This is a genomic window from Salipiger pentaromativorans (assembly GCF_024721115.1).
Taxonomy (GTDB): domain Bacteria; phylum Pseudomonadota; class Alphaproteobacteria; order Rhodobacterales; family Rhodobacteraceae; genus Salipiger; species Salipiger pentaromativorans.
In genome coordinates this window covers 50,770-67,146 of the sequence record NZ_JAMDHK010000009.1, presented here as the reverse complement: position 1 = coordinate 67,146, position 16,377 = coordinate 50,770, and the positions used below count along the sequence as shown (strand labels likewise).

Here is a 16,377-nt window from a genome sequence, read left to right as displayed (position 1 = left end):
AGTTAACCGGAAGTTTTGTCAAAAATTGGGCGAAGGTCGTCTTTCCGGCGCAATGGGCAGCACTCAGTCCGCCGCCACCAGGGCCGGGGGCTTCGGCCCCCCCGTCGCCCAGTCGAGCAGTTCCACCGTATGCACAATCGGAATCCCGGTGCCCGAACCGATCTGCATCATGCAGCCGATATTCCCGGCAGCGATCACATCGGGGCTTTTCGCCTCCAGCGTCCGCAGCTTGCGGGCCTTGAGCAGGGCGGAAATCTCGGGCTGCAACAGGTTGTAGGTGCCCGCGCTGCCGCAGCACAGATGGCTGTCGGCGGGCTCGACCACCTCGAAGCCGGCGCGCTTCAGTAGCGTCTTGGGGTGGGTCTTGATCTGCTGGCCGTGCTGCAAGGAACAGGCCGCGTGATAGGCGATGCGCAGCCCCTTGTCGCCGCCCTCGGGCAGATCGAGCTGCATGAGCAGCTCGCTGATGTCCATCGCCAGCACCGAGACCCGCGCCGCCTCAGCCGCCAGCGGTTGGTTGCGGAACATGTGGCCGTAATCCTTCACCGTCGTGCCGCAGCCGCTGGTGTTGATCACGATGGCATCCAGCCCCGCACCGTCGAGTTCGGCGCCCCAGGCGCGAATATTGCGTGCCGCCGAAGCGTGGCTGTCGCCCTCCTTGCCCATGTGATGGGTGAGCGCGCCGCAGCAGCCGGCGCCCTTCGCCACCACCACCTCGCAGCCCAGCCGGGTCAGCAGGCGGATCGTCGCATCGTTGATGTCGGTGTTGAGCGCCTTCTGCGCGCAGCCCGTCATCAGCGCCACGCGCTTCTTGCGCGGCGCCTGCGGGGCAAAGCTCTGCGGATCGTCGTTGCGGCTGACCGGCGGGATGGTCTGGGGCGCCATGTCCAGCATGGCGCGCAGCCGCGCGTCGGGCATCAGCCCCTTGAACGGCTGGCCCAGCTTGGCGCCCAGAAGCGCCAGCCGGAACCGCCCCGGATAGGGGATGATCCGCGCCAGCAGCCAGCGCAGCGCGCGGTCGCTCCAGGGCCGTTGATAGCGCGCTTCGATATAGGCCCGGGCCTGATCGACCAGATGCATGTAATGCACCCCCGAGGGGCAGGTGGTCATGCAGGCCAGACAGCTCAGGCAGCGGTCGATATGTTTGACGGTCTTCTCGTCCGGCTGCCGCGCGTTCTCCAGCATGTCCTTGATGAGATAGATCCGGCCGCGCGGGCTGTCGAGCTCGTCGCCCAGCACCTGATAGGTCGGGCAGGTCGCGGTGCAGAACCCGCAATGCACGCAGGCGCGCAGGATCTCGTTGGCGCGGGCGATGCCCGGATCCTTGAGTTGCTCTTCGGTGAAATTCGTCTGCATGGGAAAGGTCTCAGGACAGCAGGGAGCGGGCGGTGGCAAGCCCGAACCAGGGAAGCGTGGTGGCCAGAAGGCCGGCGATGATCACCCAGCGGCGCGGGACCGATGGCGGCAGGCGGCGGCGCAGCGTCAGCGCCACCATCGCCACCGCCAGCACCCAGGCGAGCCAGAGCATGCCCAGCGAAACCAGCAGCGCGCCCCGGTCCTGCAACAGCAGCGCCAGAAGCACCGCGCTCACCACGCCGAGCGCGAGCGCCAGAAGCAGGGTGAGCGACTGGCCGAAGCGCATCAGCAGCGCAAACAGCAGCGGCCCCGCGACGAAGCAGAGGGTGAAGAGAACAAAGGCTTCGCGCGTCATGCCAGTCATGCCATCAGCCCCGGGTTCAGGATGCCGCGCGGGTCGAAGCGCGCCCGCAACCCAGCGCTCAGCGCCGCCACCGGCGCCGGTTCCGGCTGGAACACCGGCACTGCCGCAGCGCCACGCACAAGCGTGGCATGACCCGCGAAGGCCCCCAGCCGCGCGCGCGCATCCCCCCCCTCGGGCACCAGTGCCCAGATCAGCCCGCCGCCCCAATCGAACAGCAGCGCCTCGGCCCCCAGCCGTGCCGCCAGCGCCGGCGCGTCGGAGGGCTTGCAGGAGATCCGCCAGACATCGCCCGCGCGCTCGTGGAACGGCGCCACATCGCGCAGGTCGCGCCACAGCGCGGCATTGCGCTCCGGGTCGGTCTCGACGCGCGGTCCCCGCGCCGCGAACTGCGCGCAAAGCCGCTCCGCGCGATAGCCGACGGAGTCCGAAAACCCCTCGATCCGCAGCAGCGTGCGCGGCGTGCCCTCCGGCCCGTCGGGCAGATGCGCCGCGCCGGTCAGATCGTAGGGCGAGCCCAGCGCCGCGGACATCGCCGTCACGGCACCCCCGATTTCCAGCCCCTCGAGCAGCACTGTCGCCACCGCCTCGGGTTTCGGCAGCACCTTGAAGGCCACCTCGGTCAGCACCCCCAGCGTGCCCCAGCTTCCCGCCATCAGCTTGACCAGATCGTAGCCGGTGACGTTCTTCATCACCCGCCCGCCATTGCGCAGGATCCGCCCGGCGCCATCGACGAACCGCACCCCCAGCATGTAATCCCGGCAGGCCCCGGCCTGCACCCGCCGCGGCCCCGACACATTGGCCGCCGCCATGCCGCCGACCGTCGGCGCGCCGGAGGTGCCCAGCAGGGCGCGGTGATCCATCGGCTCGAAGGGCAGCCGCTGCCCCTCGGCCTCCAGCGCCGCCTCGATCTCCGCCAGCGGCGTGCCGGCGCGTGCCACCAGCGTCAGCGCCCCGGGCTCGTACAGCACGATCCCCGACAGCCCGCCGGTTTCCAGCAAGGCGCCGGTCGTCCGGCCGATTGCCCGCGTACCGCCGCCGCGCACGTGCAGCGGCCCCTGCGCCGTCTTGATCGCCTCGGCCAGCTCGGTTTCCGTCTCAGGTCTCATGCGTTTCCATTGGCTTTAAATATCCCGGGGAGTCCCGGCCCCGGCCGGGACGGGGCAGCGCCCCAAACTCTCACTCCGCCGCCACCGCGCGCCGCGTCTCCGAGGCAGCCAGCGGAAACACCTTGGCGGGGTTCAGCAGCCATTGCGGATCGAACACGTCCTTCACCGCCATCTGCACCTCGAGATCCTCCGGAGTGTATTGCACCGTCATCAGATCCCGCTTCTCGATCCCCACCCCGTGCTCGCCGGTCAGGCAACCGCCGACCTCGACGCAGAGTTTCAGGATCTCCGCACCGAAGCGCTCGCACAATTCCAGATCGCCGGGCTTGTTCGCGTCGAACAGGATCAGCGGATGCATATTGCCGTCGCCGGCATGGAACACATTTCCCACGTCCAGCCCGAATTCCTTCGACATCTCGCCGATGCGCCGCAGCACCTGCGGCAGTGCCGAGACCGGGATCGTCCCGTCCAGACACATGTAGTCGTTGATCTGCCCCATGGCGCCGAAGGCGCTCTTGCGGCCCAGCCAGATCCGCGCCGCCTCATCCGCATCCCGCGCCTCGCGCAGCTCCACCGGATTGTGCCTGCGCGCGATCTGCAGGATCAGCCCGAGTTGCTCGGCAATCTCCGCCTCCGAGCCCTCGACTTCGACGATCAGCAGCGCCTCGCACATCGGATATCCGGCCTTGGCAAAGGCTTCGGTCGCCTCGATACAGGGCCGGTCCATGAACTCGATGGCCACCGGCAGCACGCCCGCCTTGATGATGTCGGACACGCATTCCCCCGCCACCTCGTTCGCGGCGAAGCCCATCAGCACCGGCCGCGCGCCCTCGGGTTTGCGCAGGATGCGCAGCGTGGCCTCGGTCACCACGCCAAGCTGCCCCTCGGAGCCGCAGATCACCCCCAGCAGGTCCAGCCCGCCCGCATCCAGATGCGCGCCGCCCAGCTCCACCACCGTGCCGTCCATCAGCACCATGGTAACGCCCAGCAGATTGTTGGTCGTCACGCCGTATTTCAGGCAATGCGCCCCGCCCGAGTTCATCGCGATATTGCCCGCGATGGCGCAGGCGAGCTGCGACGACGGGTCGGGCGCGTAGAAGAAATCCCCTTCCTCCACCGCGCCGGTCACGCTCAGATTCGTGCGGCCGGTCTGCACCCGGATGATGCGGTTGGCATAATCGGTTTCCAGCACCGCGTTCATCCGGGCCACCCCCAGGATCACCGAATCCGCCGTGGGCAGCGCTCCCCCCGCCAGCGAGGTGCCCGAGCCGCGCGGCACCACCGGGACGCCCTCTTCGTGGCAGATGGTCAGAACCGCCGCGACCTCTTCGGTGGAGGAGGGCAGCACGGCGCAAAGCGGCGGGCAACGATAGGCGGTCAACGCATCGCACTCATAGGCGCGCGTCTCCATCGCATCCTCGATCACCGCGTCGGCGGGCAGCACGCCGCGCAGGCGCGCCACGATCTGGGCCTTGCGCGACAGCACCCGTGCATCGGGCTCCGGCATCTGCATCGGACGATCCTCCCTAGAATTGGTCAGGTGATATAACCAATTTCCCGATTCCGCCAGCGCTTTTCCCCTGCGCGCCCGCGCCACCTTGCGCTTGGCGCGGAAAACAGATCACTACTGCCGTATGGATTGGGTAAAGATCATACACATTCTCTGCGTCATGGGATGGATGACCTCCATCTTCGCGGTGCCGCGCGCGCTGATCTACTGGAAGCGCGAATACACGCGGCTGGGCGAATTCGGCCCGCTGGGCGATCTGACCGTCCGGCTCTACCGGTTTTCCGCAGGGCTCGCGGTGATCGCCATCGCCACCGGGCTCTGGCTGGCCTGGCTTCTGGGCTGGCCCGGCTGGGTGCATCTCAAGATCGCGCTCGTGGCGCTTCTGGCGGTGCATTACATCTGGACCGGACGGCTGGTGATCCGCGCCCGGCGCGGCATCTTCGCGGAATCCGAGCTGTTCCTGCGTATCTTCAACGAAGTCAGCGTGATCGGCGCCATCGCGATCCTCTGGGTCGTGGTGGTCAAACCGTTCTGACCGCATGATCTGGCTCGATCAGTTCGGCGATTTCACCGCGCTCGACCTGGCCGCGACGCTGTTTCTGGCGATCACCTGGCTCGGCAGTTCCTGGGTGGTCGAGCATCCGCCCGCGCGCCGGCCCTCGGTGTCGCGGCTGATGGCGCATTACCGGCGGCTCTGGATGCGTGAATTCGTCACCCGCCAGCCGCGCATCTTCGATTCCCAGATCGTCGCCTCGCTGCGCCAGAGCACCGCTTTCTTCGCCTCCGCCTCGATGATCGCCATCGGCGGGATCTTTGCGCTGCTCGGCAATGCCGATCAGCTACGCGGCGTGGCGGGCGATCTGGCGGCAGGCGACGCGCCGGTGATCGTCTGGGAGGTGAAGCTGCTGCTCACCCTGCTCTTCGCCGCCAACGCCTTTCTGAAATTCGTCTGGTCGAACCGCCTGTTCGGCTATTGCTCGGTGATGATGGGCGCGGTGCCCAACGACCCGGACGAAACCGCCTATGCCCGCGCCGCCAAGGCGGCAGAGCTGAACATCCTCGCCGCGCGCAGCTACAATCGCGGCCTGCGGGTGGTCTATTTCGGGATTGCGTCGGCCGCCTGGCTGCTGGGCGCGGGGGCGCTGATCCTTGCCACGCTGGTGACGCTGACGGTGATCCTGCGGCGCGAATTCGCCTCGCAGTCGCGCGTGGTGCTGCTGCAAAGCGAGCCGGAAGACCGATAGGCCGCAAAGCGCTTGCAAATCGCGGACAAAAGTTTTGCTCTCGGCGCAAGCTGTCTCTGCAAGGAAGCCTCATGACGACCGCCCCCTTCTTTCATCCCGTGTCCGGTTTCGAGCTGCCGCGCTACGCGGGCATTCCCAGCTTCATGCGTCTGCCGCTGATCGAGCCGGACCACGCGCGTTTCGGAGAGGTGGAGATCGGCATCGTGGGCGTGCCCTGGGACAGCGGCACCACCAACCGCCCGGGCCCCCGCCACGGGCCGCGCCAGCTACGCGACGCCTCGACCATGATCCGCGCCGAACATCCGGTGACCGGGCTACGCCCCTTCGAGACCAGAGCCTGCGCCGATCTGGGCGATGTCGGGCCGAACCCGGCGGATATTCTCGACAGCATGGAACGGATCACCGCCTTTTACGGCCGGCTCATGCGCAATGGCACGCGCCCGCTGACCGCCGGGGGCGATCATCTGACCTCCTTGCCCGTGCTGCGCGCACTTGGCCATGACACGGCGCTCGGCATGGTGCATTTCGACAGCCACACCGACCTCTATCACTCCTATTTCGGCGGCACGATGTATACCCATGGCACGCCGTTCCGCCGCGCCGTGGAAGAGGGGCTGCTCGATCCCAAACATGTGGTGCAGATCGGCATCCGCGGCACGATGTACGACCGCGAGGATCGCGACTTCGCCGCCGCCAACGGCATCCGCATCATTCCCATCGAGGAATTCCATGCCCGCGGCGTGGCCGATGTGATGGCCGAGGCCCGCGACATCGTCGGCAGCGCCCCCTGCTATGTGAGCTATGACATCGACTTCGTGGACCCGACCTTTGCGCCCGGCACCGGCACGCCCGAGGTGGGCGGTCCGAACAGCTATCAGGCGCTTCAGGTGGTGCGCGAGCTGGATGGGCTGACGATTGTCGGTGCCGATCTGGTCGAGGTCTCGCCGCCCTTCGACCCCAGCGGCGGAACCGCCTTCCTGGGCGTGTCGATCATGTTCGAACTGCTCTGCGCCATGATCGGCAGCGGCAAGGCCGGTACGGCGGGGTAAGCCCCCGCCTGCGGCGCGGCGCCCCTCCGGTCACTCCACCGGGCGGATCAGCTTGCGTTCGAGCACGCGCAACACCGTGCGCAGATCGTGCCCGCGTTTCAGCACCTGCCCGTCCATGCCGATGACCGCATATTCCCCCTGCCGGTTGCGCAGCTTGGGGCGCTTCTCGATGCGGTAGAGCGGATTTTCTGCGGTGCGCCGGAACACGGAAAACACCGCCATATCCCGAAGCGAGGAGATGCCGTAATCGCGCCATTCGCCGGCCGCCACCATGCGGCCGTAAAGAGACAGGATGACATTCAGCTCCGTCCGGTGGAACGCAACGACCTCGGCCCCGCGCCCGCCCCCCGGAAAAGGTGTAAGGCTGTTCATGCTCTCAAGCTGCGCTCGTTGTGCGCGCAAATCAAGGGTTTGATGGTCGGAAACGCCCCGCCGCGGCGATTCTGAGCAGCGCCGTCACCGACGGGCCTCGGGCAGCCGAACGGGCCTATCCGAAATCCGATGTCATCGCCCGGCTGCGTCGCGCGGTTGGAGCGTTGTTCAAGACTGAGCCGGAAACACCCCCACAGGCCCGGCATGCCCGCGAATCCGGCTGCTCGAGGACCGGCAAACGCGCATTCCACGCCGAAGGCTGGATTGGATCAAGCCGCTCAGAGCGTAGTCCTGCGCCCAGACGAAGGACACCCTCACTCGGACCTGTCGGCATCGGCTCACCGCAACCTTCGTCAGACAAACAGGCTTGCGTCGTAGCCATAGACCACGCCGGAGCCGTCGAAAGCAAAGTAAACGACAGTCTCGGCCCCATGGCCAATCTCGGCGTCGAGGCTGATATCCTCCTGCGCGTAGACCTCGAACGTCGTGCCGCTCAACCCCGATCCCCGCGCCCAGGCCGGATCCGCGCCGCCGAAGCTCGACAGCATCGCCACAACACCGTCCGCCGCCAGATCCAGCGTCACCGACGCATCCACATCGCCAACGCCCGACGCCCGACCAGCCTCCCAGGAAAACCCGCCGACCGTGCCGCTGCCCGTCGCCGCTCACGATGGGTCCGAACCGTTGCGCTGCGTTCAGCCCTGCCGGACAGCACACGCATGGCGATTGTGCCGTTTATCCGGTTCGCGTCTCCGGTGCGATGAGGGGATGACTGGCGGTCCGAAACCGGCCTCAAGTGGCCCTTCGCGCAATCGCGCGATGAACGTTGGTGCGGGTGGAGGGACTTGAACCCCCACGCCTTGCGGCGCCAGAACCTAAATCTGGTGCGTCTACCAATTTCGCCACACCCGCTGAATGCCGCGATGTCCTAGCAAAGCGGGGCGGCCAAGGCGAGCGGAAAATACCGCCCAGAAATGGCGCGACATTTACCGAATCTTGCCGTACAGTGGGAGATAATAAACGAGGCAGAACAAACAGGACGGCGCCCATGGAACCGAAAACGGTCCGGCGCGATGACGGGACTCTTCCCGCGCGCCATGTCGAGTCATCCGACTCTCTGAATGCGCTTGTCGCGGGCACGGTGGTGCTCACGCTCGATGGCGCCTTGCCGGTGGAATATCTCTCGCCCGGCGATCGTGTGATCACCCGCGACAGCGGCACCGCCGTCTTGCGGGGCATCCGCCGCCGCAAGGCGCAGGCCAAACTGGTGGCGATCCGCGCCGGCACGCTGGGCAGCGCCCGGCCGGACTCCGATGCGATCGTGCCGGCAGGACAGGAAATTCTGGTTCGCGACTGGCGCGCCAAGGCCCTGTTCGGGGCCTCCCGGGCGCTGGTCCCGGCAGAACGGCTGGCCGACGGCGAATTCATCCGCGTGATCGGCACCCGCGAGGTCGAGCTGCTGGAATTGCAGTTCGACGCGCCGCATATCCTTTATGCCGACGGGCTGGAACTCGCCTCGGCCGCACCGGCGACCGTGTCGGCCTGAACGGCGCCGCGCTCAGCCCTGCGGCGTCATGCCGGGGCGGGCGCGGAACCGCTTCAGCCCCAGATAGCGTTCGCGCAGGATGATCGCGACACCCGAGGCCACCACGACGCCCGAGCCCAGCAGCATCATCGGTGTGGGAACCTCGGAAAAGGCCACATAGCCGATCAGGATCGCGAACAGGATCGAGGCATAGTCGAAGGGCGCCAGAAGCGCGGCTTCGGCACCGCGATACCCCGAGGTCAGACAGATCTGCGCGACACCGCCGATCAGCCCCGCCGCGATCAGAAACGCCGCGTCCCGGGGCGAGGGCAGCACCCAGCCGAAGGGCAGCGTCAGCAGCGAGAGCACCGTCGCCGTCAGCGAGAAATAGAACACGATGGCCGAGGTCTGCTCGGTCTTCACCATGCGGCGGATATGGATCTGCACCAGCGCGCGCAATACCGCCGAGGCCATGACAAAGCCGATCCCCAGCAGCACCGTGTCGCTGACCTCGGACACGGTGAGCAGCGGCCACATCACCAGCCCCACCCCCAGAAGCCCGGTGCCCACGGCCGAGATCCGGAAAAGCCGCACCTTCTCGCCCAGCAGGATCGCGGCGAAGATCACCGTCAGCAGCGGGGCGGCATAGCCCAGCGCCGTCACCTCCGGCAGCGGCAGAAGCACCAGCGCGGCAAAGTTGCACCCCATGGCCGAGACGCCGACGATGCCGCGCAGGAAATGCATGCCCGGCCGATGCACCCGCAGCCCGGTGGCGAGATCGCCGCGCCAGAGCAGCCAGATCACGATCACCGGCAGCGCAAAGAACGAGCGGAAGAACACGGCCTCGCCGGTCGGCACGTCGGAGGCGGCCTTGATCAGCGCCGACATGATCACGAAAAGAACGACAGAGGTGAGCTTCAGCGCAATGCCGCGCAAAGGGGTCATGATGGCTCCGGACTGACAACCGCGCCACACTGGACCGTGACGCCGGCAAGCGCAATCGCCCGGCGCCGCAAACCCGCCATGCCCAAGGGCTGGCCCGGGTTACATCGTCTCCAGGCAGTGCCGGCGGAAAGCCCGCTTGAGCATGTCCAGCTCGGCCCGCAACAGCGACATCTCGGCGCGGATGTCATCGCCCAGCGCGTCGCCCGCGATCAGCGCGAAGCTCTCGAGTTTCTCGTCCGTTGCCGCATCGGAGATGAGAAAGGTCTGCACCCCGTCGCCCAGCGCCTCGACAGGCACCGGCACTTCGACCGCCCAGCGCCCCTCGGCCCCGGCCTGCACGACGGTAACCCCGCGCACCGGAATGTCGTTCAGCGTGACGACAATCTCGGGTGGCGGCGCGCCTTTCTCCTCGGCCGCCAGAAGCCCCTCCCAGATGCCTTCCCGAAAACGTGTCTTGGTCAGCGAATAGGCGCTCATGGCATCTCGTCTCCGTTACAGCTCGGCCCGGGGGCGGCGGCTGAAGGTCAGATCCCGCAGGATCACCTCGTTCATCTCCGGCCCCTCGAAGATCAGATCGAGCCAGATCCGCTCGATCCGCTTTTCGTTGAGCTTGGTATAGGCAAGATCGAATTCGACCCGGATCTCGTCTTCGTGCAGCGGCAGCTCGCGCACGATCTGTTCGGTATTGGGCCCGTATTTGATATTGAGCCGCGCAAAGATCTCGATGGGTTTCTCCATCTCGACAATGCTATCCACCCGGATCAGATGCTTGCGCTTGAGGCCCTCGCCCGCCTCCGGCGGCAGGTCGACGGCCAGCGACAGATAGGATCCGTCGAATTTCAGCACGTCGAGGCGCAGCCCGTAGGCGGCGAGATCGGCTTCGCGCGTATTGCGGATCTGGCGCAGCGTGATCTCGGATTGGGCGCAATCGTGGAACAGGGTGATGTCGCTGCCCAGCATGGATTTCGACGGCACCGAGGCAAGGCCGGCGACCGGCAACGGGCCGCACCAGGGTTCGGGGCGCCAGGTCCAGTCGGCATCCGGCGGATGCGGAAAGCTCTGATTGCCGACCACCGGCAGGGCGAGACGGCCATCGGCGATGAAGATCAGCTTGTCGATGCGCTGCTTCAACCGCCGCGCCGCGGCGCGCTGCCGGCGCAGCAGGCGCAGGTCGGCGGTTTCGGCGTCGCGCGCCGCCACGCTCCAGCGGCGCAGCATCGCCGCCGAGAACACGCGGTCCATCCATCCCTTGCCGATGCCTGCCATTCGCTCCGCCCGTGGTCTGTCGCCGGTCCTTGGGCCCGGCCGTTGCGCCGGTGACCGTCTTTGCCAATGTTATCGCAAATCCTTTGCGCCGAATAAACGTCCAAACAGCCCGTCTCCCGCAGCGGCGGCCGGAGGCGGCGCGGTTTGCTCATCCTCCGGGCGCGGCGGCGCGGCCTCGGGGCTGAGACGGAGAATGCGGGTCTGCACCGCGCGCAGCATCTCGCGGCCATCGGCACCGGCCAGGAAGCTGCCGCGCGGCGCGTAGAGCGCCAGGCCGATCATCCGCCCGTTGTGCAGAAAAGCGCCCCGCCAGTAGCGCGGATCGCCATCCTCGAGCACCTCGGTGCCGCCGCCCGCAAGCTGCGCGGCGACAAGCCCATCGCGGGTGCTGCCGCCGATCAGCTCCTGCCCGGCCTGAAGCGCCAGCGCCGAGGGGGCCGGAAGGGCCGCCGCGCTGTCGATGCCGCCCACCGTGACGGTCATGATCATCGGTTCGACGAACATGCCCGCCTTGCCACCCGACAGGATGTTGCACGAGGCGATCACCGCGAAATCCCGCCCGGCGCGCCGTGCCAGCGTCACCGGATCGACGCAATAGCCCTCGGGCCCCGCCACCACCACATCGCCACGCACAAGATCGGCGCGCGCAAGCGGTGTGGGGCGCTGCGGCTCGGGCGGTTCGCCGCCCGCCGCGAAGAGCCCGCCAAAAAGCCCGCCGCCGTTCTCGGCGGCCTCGTCCGGAGGGGCAGTATCTGGCGCGGTCTGCAGGCACCCGGCCAGCCCGAACACCGCGATCACCCCGGCCAGACCCGTCTTCCGCCTCATCGCTCGCAGCCCCTGCACCCGTTCCCCAACATCTTCGGAATAGCGAAGCGCTTGCAGTGAAACAAGAATTTATTGCCCGCCTGGCGTCTGGCCGGAACGCGGGAGCGACCCGGAAGGCGCGTGAGAGCCGCCGGGCGGGGCAGAGGGACACCTTGCGGGACAGGGCGCCATTCCCTAAGTGCCCATCATCCGCCCGGGGTTTCACCGCCCCGTCCCGCCGCGACTTCGGGGAGCGCCCAGATGTCTTACCGCGCCTTCGACCTGATGACCCGGCCCGCCCGGGGCGCCGAGCTCTGGCGTCTGGCGCTCGGGCTGATCCTGGCGATGCTGGTGACCTACGGGCTTGGGCAGGGAGTGATCGCGATGGCGGCCCTCGTCCTGCCGCGCGAGAGCTACTGGGCGCTGATCGCACAGATGGAGCGGGGCGAAACGCCGGTGGGGCTGCTGGCGCTGCTGTTCAACGCCGGAACCATGGGCATCGGCGCGCTGGTCGCGGCGCAGACGCTGCACCGGCGCGCGCCGGCAAGCCTGTTCGGCCCGCTGCCCCTTGCGTTGCGGCAGTTCCTGCGCGTCGCCGCCGCGGTTGCGGTACTTTATATCGTGATCGCCGCGCTGCCGCCCTGGACGCAGGCGGAAACCCTGGTGCCCGGGCTCGCCCCCGAGCGCTGGCTGACGCTGCTGCCGCTGACGCTGACCGCGCTGCTGATCCAGACCGGCAGCGAGGAGCTGCTGTTCCGCGGCTATCTACAATCGCAGCTCGCCGCGCGGCTGCACCATCCGGCGGTCTGGCTCATCGCCCCTTCGGCGCTTTTCGCGCTGGGGCACTGGGCACCAGGCGTCTATGGCGGCAATGCCGGGCTGGTGGTGCTCTGGGCCTTCGCCTTCGGGCTCTCCGCCGCGGATCTGACCGCGCGGGCGGGCACGCTGGGCCCGGCGATCGCGCTGCATCTGCTCAACAACCTCGCGGCCATCGCCATCGTCTCGCCGCAGGGGCTCATGTCGGGGCTGGCGCTGTTCCTGCTGCCCTTCGATCCCGCCGACGAGGCGGCGGTGCGCGCGCTGCTGCCGCTCGATCTGATCTCGGTCTTCCTGAGCTGGCTCACGGCGCGCATCGTCCTGCGGGTCTGAGCCCGCGATTGCATTTCGTCGCAACCGGGCATAAGTCAGCCGCAACCACGGAGCCGCGAAGGGCGCAAGCCATGAACTGGATCACAAATTACGTCCGCCCCCGGATCAACTCGATCTTCTCGCGCCGCGAGATGCCGGAGAACCTGTGGACGAAATGCGATAGCTGCGGAACCATGCTGTTCCACCGCGAGGTGACGGACAACCTGGGCGTCTGCACCAGCTGCGGCCACCACATGAACATCTCGCCGCGCGCGCGGTTCGAGTCGCTGTTCGACGGCGGCGTGTTCGCAGAGCTCAAGGTGCCCGAACCGCTGGCCGATCCGCTCCAGTTCCGCGACCAGAAGAAATATCCCGACCGCATGAAGGCGGCGCAGAAATCCACCGGCGAGAAAGAGGCGATGCTCGTCGCCACCGGCGAGATCGGCCGTACCCCGGTGGTCTGCGCGGCGCAGGATTTCTCCTTCATGGGCGGCTCCATGGGGATGTATGTGGGCAACGCCATCATCAAGGCGGCGGAAGAGGCACGAAAGCTCAAGCGCCCGCTGATCCTGTTCTCGGCCGCCGGCGGCGCGCGCATGCAGGAGGGCATCCTGTCGCTGATGCAGATGCCGCGCACCACCGTCGCCGTGCAGATGCTGCGCGAGGCCGGGCTGCCCTATATCGTCGTGCTGACCCACCCGACCACCGGCGGGGTCACCGCCTCTTATGCCATGCTGGGCGACGTGCAGATCGCCGAGCCCAATGCGCTGATCTGCTTTGCCGGGCCCCGCGTGATCGAACAGACGATCCGCGAAAAACTGCCCGAGGGCTTCCAGCGCGCCGAATATCTGCTGGAGCACGGCATGCTCGACCGCGTGACCGACCGCCGCCAGATGCGAGACGAGCTGATCACCATCACCCGGATGCTGATGGGTCTGCCGCCTGCCGTGGCCGGCGACCTGCCCCCGCCCGCCGAAGAGGCGCCGGCGAAGGAATGAGCGCGCAGGGCTCGGACGTCATCCTGCAACGGATGATGTCGCTCCATCCCAAGATCATCGACCTGACGCTGGATCGGGTCTGGCGGCTGCTCGACGCGCTCGGCCACCCCGAGCGCGCGCTGCCGCCGGTGATCCATGCGGCCGGCACCAATGGCAAGGGCTCGACCCTGGCGATGATCCGTGCCGGCTACGAGGGCGCGGGCAAGAGCGTGCACGCCTATACCTCGCCACATCTGGCGCGGTTTCACGAGCGCATCCGGGTGGCGGGCAAGCTGATCTCGGAAGACGCGCTGAGCGCGGTGCTGGACGAATGCTGGACCGCCAATGGCGGCGAGAGCATCACCTATTTCGAGATCACCACCTGCGCCGCCTTCCTCGCCTTTGCGCGGACCCCGGCGGATGTGACGCTGATGGAAACCGGGCTTGGCGGGCGGCTCGACGCCACCAATGTGTTCGAAAAACCGGCACTGACGGTGATCACGCCGATCTCGCTCGATCACCAGCAGTTCCTGGGCGAGACCCTGGCGGAGATCGCCGGGGAAAAAGCCGGAATCCTCAAGCGCGGCGTGCCCTGCGTGGTCGGCCCGCAGCCCGACGAGGCCATGGAGGTGATCGAAGCGCGGGCGGCACGGCTGGGGGCGCCGCTGCTGGCGCATGGCCAGCACTGGCACGCCTGGGAAGAGCGCGGCCGGCTGGTGTTTCAGGACGAGACCGGGCTGATGGATCTGCCGCTGCCCAACCTGCCCGGCGCGCATCAGATCGAGAACGCCGGCGCGGCGCTGGCGGCGCTGCGCCATCTGGGGCTCGGCGAGGCCGCGTATGAGGCCGCCGTGACCCGCGCCGAATGGCCGGCCCGGATGCAGCGGTTGCGCGAAGGGCCGCTGGTGGAGATGGCCCCGGACATCGAACTCTGGCTCGACGGCGGCCACAACCCGGCGGCGGGCGAAGCTCTGGCAAAACATCTCGCAACCCTGCCCGACCGGCCCACGCATCTGATCTGCGGCATGCTCAACACCAAGGACGTGACCGGCTACCTGCGGCCGCTCGCGGCACGGGCGCAAAGCCTGACCGCCGTGTCGATCCCGGGCGAGGCAAATACCCTGCCCGCCGAAGAAACCGCAGGGATCGCGGCCTCGGTCGGGCTGTCCACGGGCACCGCCGCGTCGGTTGCGGAGGCGCTTGCGCAGATCGTCGCAAAGGCTCCTGCGGCGCGTGTGCTGATCTGCGGGTCGCTCTACCTCGCCGGGCATGTGCTGCGCGAAAACGGCTGAAACCGCTGAATCGGGACGGGAATTCCCCCTTAGGGCAGGCCCCTGCATATTGACTGATTCTCGTCCAATCGCCTATATTTTGCGGCAAATAAGACGTCCGGTTGTGCCTTTGGTTCCGGTGTAATGAGGAAAAGCAGATGTTGCAGGGTGTTCGCCTGACCGGTTTCGGGCTGGCCGCGGTGTTGGCCGCCGCCCCGGCAATGTCCCAGCAAAGCCGCATCACCGCCAACGACCCGGGCTTTCACGTCCTTCTCAACGGCACCGAAATCAGCATCACCCGCGAGGGCGCGGCCTGCCCGCCCGCCTGCGTGCAGCCGATGCAGGCCGCGCCCGAGATCGCCACCATCGGCGAGCTCGAGGTGCTGGCCTTTCTCGACGCCGTCGCCGCCAAGGGCACCGGCCTTCTGGTGGATGCACGCCTGCCCGACGGTTTCGCCGCCGCCACGCTTCCCGGCGCCGTCAATGTGCCGGCGGCGACGCTTGTGCCCGGCAACCCCTATCGCGACGACCTGCTGGCGGCGCTGGGGGTTCACGGCGGCGATTTCTCGGAAGCCTTCGATCTTGTGATCTTTGCCGGAGGGCCGGATTCGCCGGACGCGCCGCAGGCGCTGCGCAGCCTGCTCGATGCGGGTTATCCCGGCGGGAAACTGAAATACTACCGGGGCGGCGTACAAGCCTGGACGGCGCTGGGGCTCAGCACCGCAGCGGGGCAGTGAGCCGCACAGACGGCAGCAAGGGGAGGATCGCATGATCCGTATGGTGCTTCTCGGGATCGGCTTTCTGGCCATCACCATCGCGCTGATCGCCTTCCAGCCCGGCGCGCGCCGCAACGCCCTGCCCGATCCGCGCGACGGCACGGTGACCCGCGCCGATCCCGCGCTCGCCGCGCTGCCCGAGCCTGACCTCAGGCCCGCGACCGCGCCAGAGCCGGTGCCCGTTGCCGTGGCGCCTGCGCCGAAACCGGTGGCAGCGCCCGTTCGGCAGGCGGAGCTGGACGACAGCGCGTTGCGCAAGATGACCTGGCAGACCCTGTCCAACCTCAACAGCGCCACCGGTCACGACACCGCGCCGGGCCAGCCCGGCAGCCTGCTGCACACCATCGTCAAACGCTCGCTGAGCGAAACCGGCACCGATGCAGCCGCCCCACAGCCGGACACGGCAACCGAACCAAAGGCCACGCTGCCCGAGCTCTATGTCGTACAGGCGGGCGACAGCCTCGTGAGCATCGCGCAAGCGCTTTATGGGGATGTGAACATGACGGGCCCGCTCTTCGCCGCGAACCAGGCCCTTTTGGCCCGTCCCGACGATCTGCGCCCGGGCCAGACGCTGATTCTGCCCAGCAGATAGGCAGCGGCCAGCTTCAACCAATGGGGCCCGGAAGAAAAATCGAACATAGTTTTAGAAACCGCTACTAAATGTTGACGGTTTGCCACAGTTCC

At 67.6% G+C, this 16,377-nt stretch carries 19 protein-coding genes and 1 tRNA gene; 9 read left to right on the top strand and 11 right to left on the bottom strand.

Annotated elements, in window-relative coordinates; all coding sequences use genetic code 11:
* Positions 1 to 63 precede the first annotated feature (63 nt).
* From glcF to M4578_RS14595, 4 genes are all read right to left on the bottom strand, one after another.
* Positions 64 to 1,356 carry a glycolate oxidase subunit GlcF gene (glcF, locus tag M4578_RS14610; protein WP_258094024.1) on the bottom strand — a complete coding sequence of 431 codons (1,293 nt, stop codon included), beginning with the start codon at positions 1,354 to 1,356 and terminating at the stop codon, positions 64 to 66.
* Between the two features lie 10 nt (positions 1,357 to 1,366).
* Complete coding sequence (locus M4578_RS14605; RefSeq protein WP_258094023.1) at positions 1,367 to 1,720, bottom strand: hypothetical protein; 354 nt, start codon at positions 1,718 to 1,720, stop codon at positions 1,367 to 1,369.
* A complete protein-coding gene (locus tag M4578_RS14600) occupies positions 1,717 to 2,826 on the bottom strand; it encodes an FAD-binding protein (RefSeq protein WP_258094022.1) in 1,110 nt (369 codons plus the stop codon). Before M4578_RS14600 ends, M4578_RS14605 begins: the two co-directional genes overlap by 4 nt.
* Before the next feature lie 70 nt (positions 2,827 to 2,896).
* Positions 2,897 to 4,339 carry an FAD-linked oxidase C-terminal domain-containing protein gene (locus M4578_RS14595; protein WP_258094021.1) on the bottom strand — a complete coding sequence of 481 codons (1,443 nt, stop codon included), beginning with the start codon at positions 4,337 to 4,339 and terminating at the stop codon, positions 2,897 to 2,899.
* 121 nt (positions 4,340 to 4,460) lie between these two features.
* On the opposite strand from M4578_RS14595, the gene M4578_RS14590 reads away from it, so the two are divergent.
* The 3 genes from M4578_RS14590 to speB all read left to right on the top strand — a co-directional run bounded on the left by M4578_RS14590 (position 4,461) and on the right by speB (position 6,629).
* Entirely contained in the window at positions 4,461 to 4,871 is a 411-nt protein-coding gene (locus tag M4578_RS14590) for a CopD family protein (protein WP_258094020.1), read from the top strand.
* A 4-nt stretch (positions 4,872 to 4,875) separates the two neighbouring features.
* Positions 4,876 to 5,580 carry a DUF599 domain-containing protein gene (locus tag M4578_RS14585; RefSeq protein ID WP_258094019.1) on the top strand — a complete coding sequence of 235 codons (705 nt, stop codon included), beginning with the start codon at positions 4,876 to 4,878 and terminating at the stop codon, positions 5,578 to 5,580.
* Between the two features lie 71 nt (positions 5,581 to 5,651).
* Complete coding sequence (gene speB, locus M4578_RS14580; RefSeq protein ID WP_258094018.1) at positions 5,652 to 6,629, top strand: agmatinase; 978 nt, start codon at positions 5,652 to 5,654, stop codon at positions 6,627 to 6,629.
* Between the two features lie 30 nt (positions 6,630 to 6,659).
* On the opposite strand, the gene M4578_RS14575 is transcribed toward speB, so the two are convergent.
* From M4578_RS14575 to M4578_RS14565, 3 genes are all read right to left on the bottom strand, one after another.
* Positions 6,660 to 7,001, bottom strand: a complete 342-nt coding sequence (locus tag M4578_RS14575) for a DUF2794 domain-containing protein (RefSeq protein ID WP_258094017.1) — start codon at positions 6,999 to 7,001, stop codon at positions 6,660 to 6,662.
* Positions 7,002 to 7,354: 353 nt separating this feature from the next.
* Positions 7,355 to 7,597: a hypothetical protein gene (locus tag M4578_RS14570; RefSeq protein ID WP_258094016.1), complete on the bottom strand. Its 243-nt coding sequence runs from the start codon at positions 7,595 to 7,597 to the stop codon at positions 7,355 to 7,357.
* Between the two features lie 231 nt (positions 7,598 to 7,828).
* Positions 7,829 to 7,913: transfer RNA gene (locus M4578_RS14565), tRNA-Leu, on the bottom strand.
* A gap of 136 nt (positions 7,914 to 8,049) precedes the next feature.
* Between M4578_RS14565 and M4578_RS14560 the strand changes: the two genes are divergently transcribed.
* On the top strand, positions 8,050 to 8,547 hold the full coding sequence (locus tag M4578_RS14560) for a Hint domain-containing protein (RefSeq protein WP_258094015.1): 498 nt from the start codon (positions 8,050 to 8,052) through the stop codon (positions 8,545 to 8,547).
* A 12-nt stretch (positions 8,548 to 8,559) separates the two neighbouring features.
* On the opposite strand, the gene M4578_RS14555 is transcribed toward M4578_RS14560, so the two are convergent.
* The 4 genes from M4578_RS14555 to M4578_RS14540 form a co-directional block, all read right to left on the bottom strand.
* Positions 8,560 to 9,471 carry a DMT family transporter gene (locus M4578_RS14555; protein WP_258094014.1) on the bottom strand — a complete coding sequence of 304 codons (912 nt, stop codon included), beginning with the start codon at positions 9,469 to 9,471 and terminating at the stop codon, positions 8,560 to 8,562.
* A gap of 99 nt (positions 9,472 to 9,570) precedes the next feature.
* Positions 9,571 to 9,948: a hypothetical protein gene (locus M4578_RS14550; protein ID WP_258094013.1), complete on the bottom strand. Its 378-nt coding sequence runs from the start codon at positions 9,946 to 9,948 to the stop codon at positions 9,571 to 9,573.
* 15 nt (positions 9,949 to 9,963) lie between these two features.
* Entirely contained in the window at positions 9,964 to 10,737 is a 774-nt protein-coding gene (locus tag M4578_RS14545; RefSeq protein ID WP_258094012.1) for a DUF6478 family protein, read from the bottom strand.
* Between the two features lie 69 nt (positions 10,738 to 10,806).
* Entirely contained in the window at positions 10,807 to 11,562 is a 756-nt protein-coding gene (locus M4578_RS14540) for a dihydroxy-acid dehydratase (protein ID WP_258094011.1), read from the bottom strand.
* A 240-nt stretch (positions 11,563 to 11,802) separates the two neighbouring features.
* Here M4578_RS14540 and M4578_RS14535 point away from each other — a divergent pair, with 240 nt between their 5' ends.
* The 5 genes from M4578_RS14535 (at position 11,803) to M4578_RS14515 (ending at position 16,285) form a co-directional block, all read left to right on the top strand.
* On the top strand, positions 11,803 to 12,690 hold the full coding sequence (locus tag M4578_RS14535; RefSeq protein ID WP_258094010.1) for a CPBP family intramembrane glutamic endopeptidase: 888 nt from the start codon (positions 11,803 to 11,805) through the stop codon (positions 12,688 to 12,690).
* A 71-nt stretch (positions 12,691 to 12,761) separates the two neighbouring features.
* Positions 12,762 to 13,667 (top strand): acetyl-CoA carboxylase, carboxyltransferase subunit beta, encoded by a 906-nt coding sequence (gene accD, locus M4578_RS14530; RefSeq protein WP_258094009.1) that lies wholly within the window; start codon positions 12,762 to 12,764, stop codon positions 13,665 to 13,667.
* A complete protein-coding gene (locus tag M4578_RS14525) occupies positions 13,664 to 14,938 on the top strand; it encodes a bifunctional folylpolyglutamate synthase/dihydrofolate synthase (protein ID WP_258094008.1) in 1,275 nt (424 codons plus the stop codon). The genes accD and M4578_RS14525 overlap by 4 nt, the downstream gene beginning before the upstream one ends.
* Positions 14,939 to 15,075: 137 nt before the next feature.
* A complete protein-coding gene (locus M4578_RS14520) occupies positions 15,076 to 15,654 on the top strand; it encodes a rhodanese-like domain-containing protein (RefSeq protein WP_258094007.1) in 579 nt (192 codons plus the stop codon).
* Between the two features lie 31 nt (positions 15,655 to 15,685).
* Entirely contained in the window at positions 15,686 to 16,285 is a 600-nt protein-coding gene (locus M4578_RS14515) for a LysM peptidoglycan-binding domain-containing protein (RefSeq protein WP_258094006.1), read from the top strand.
* Positions 16,286 to 16,377: the final 92 nt, after the last annotated feature.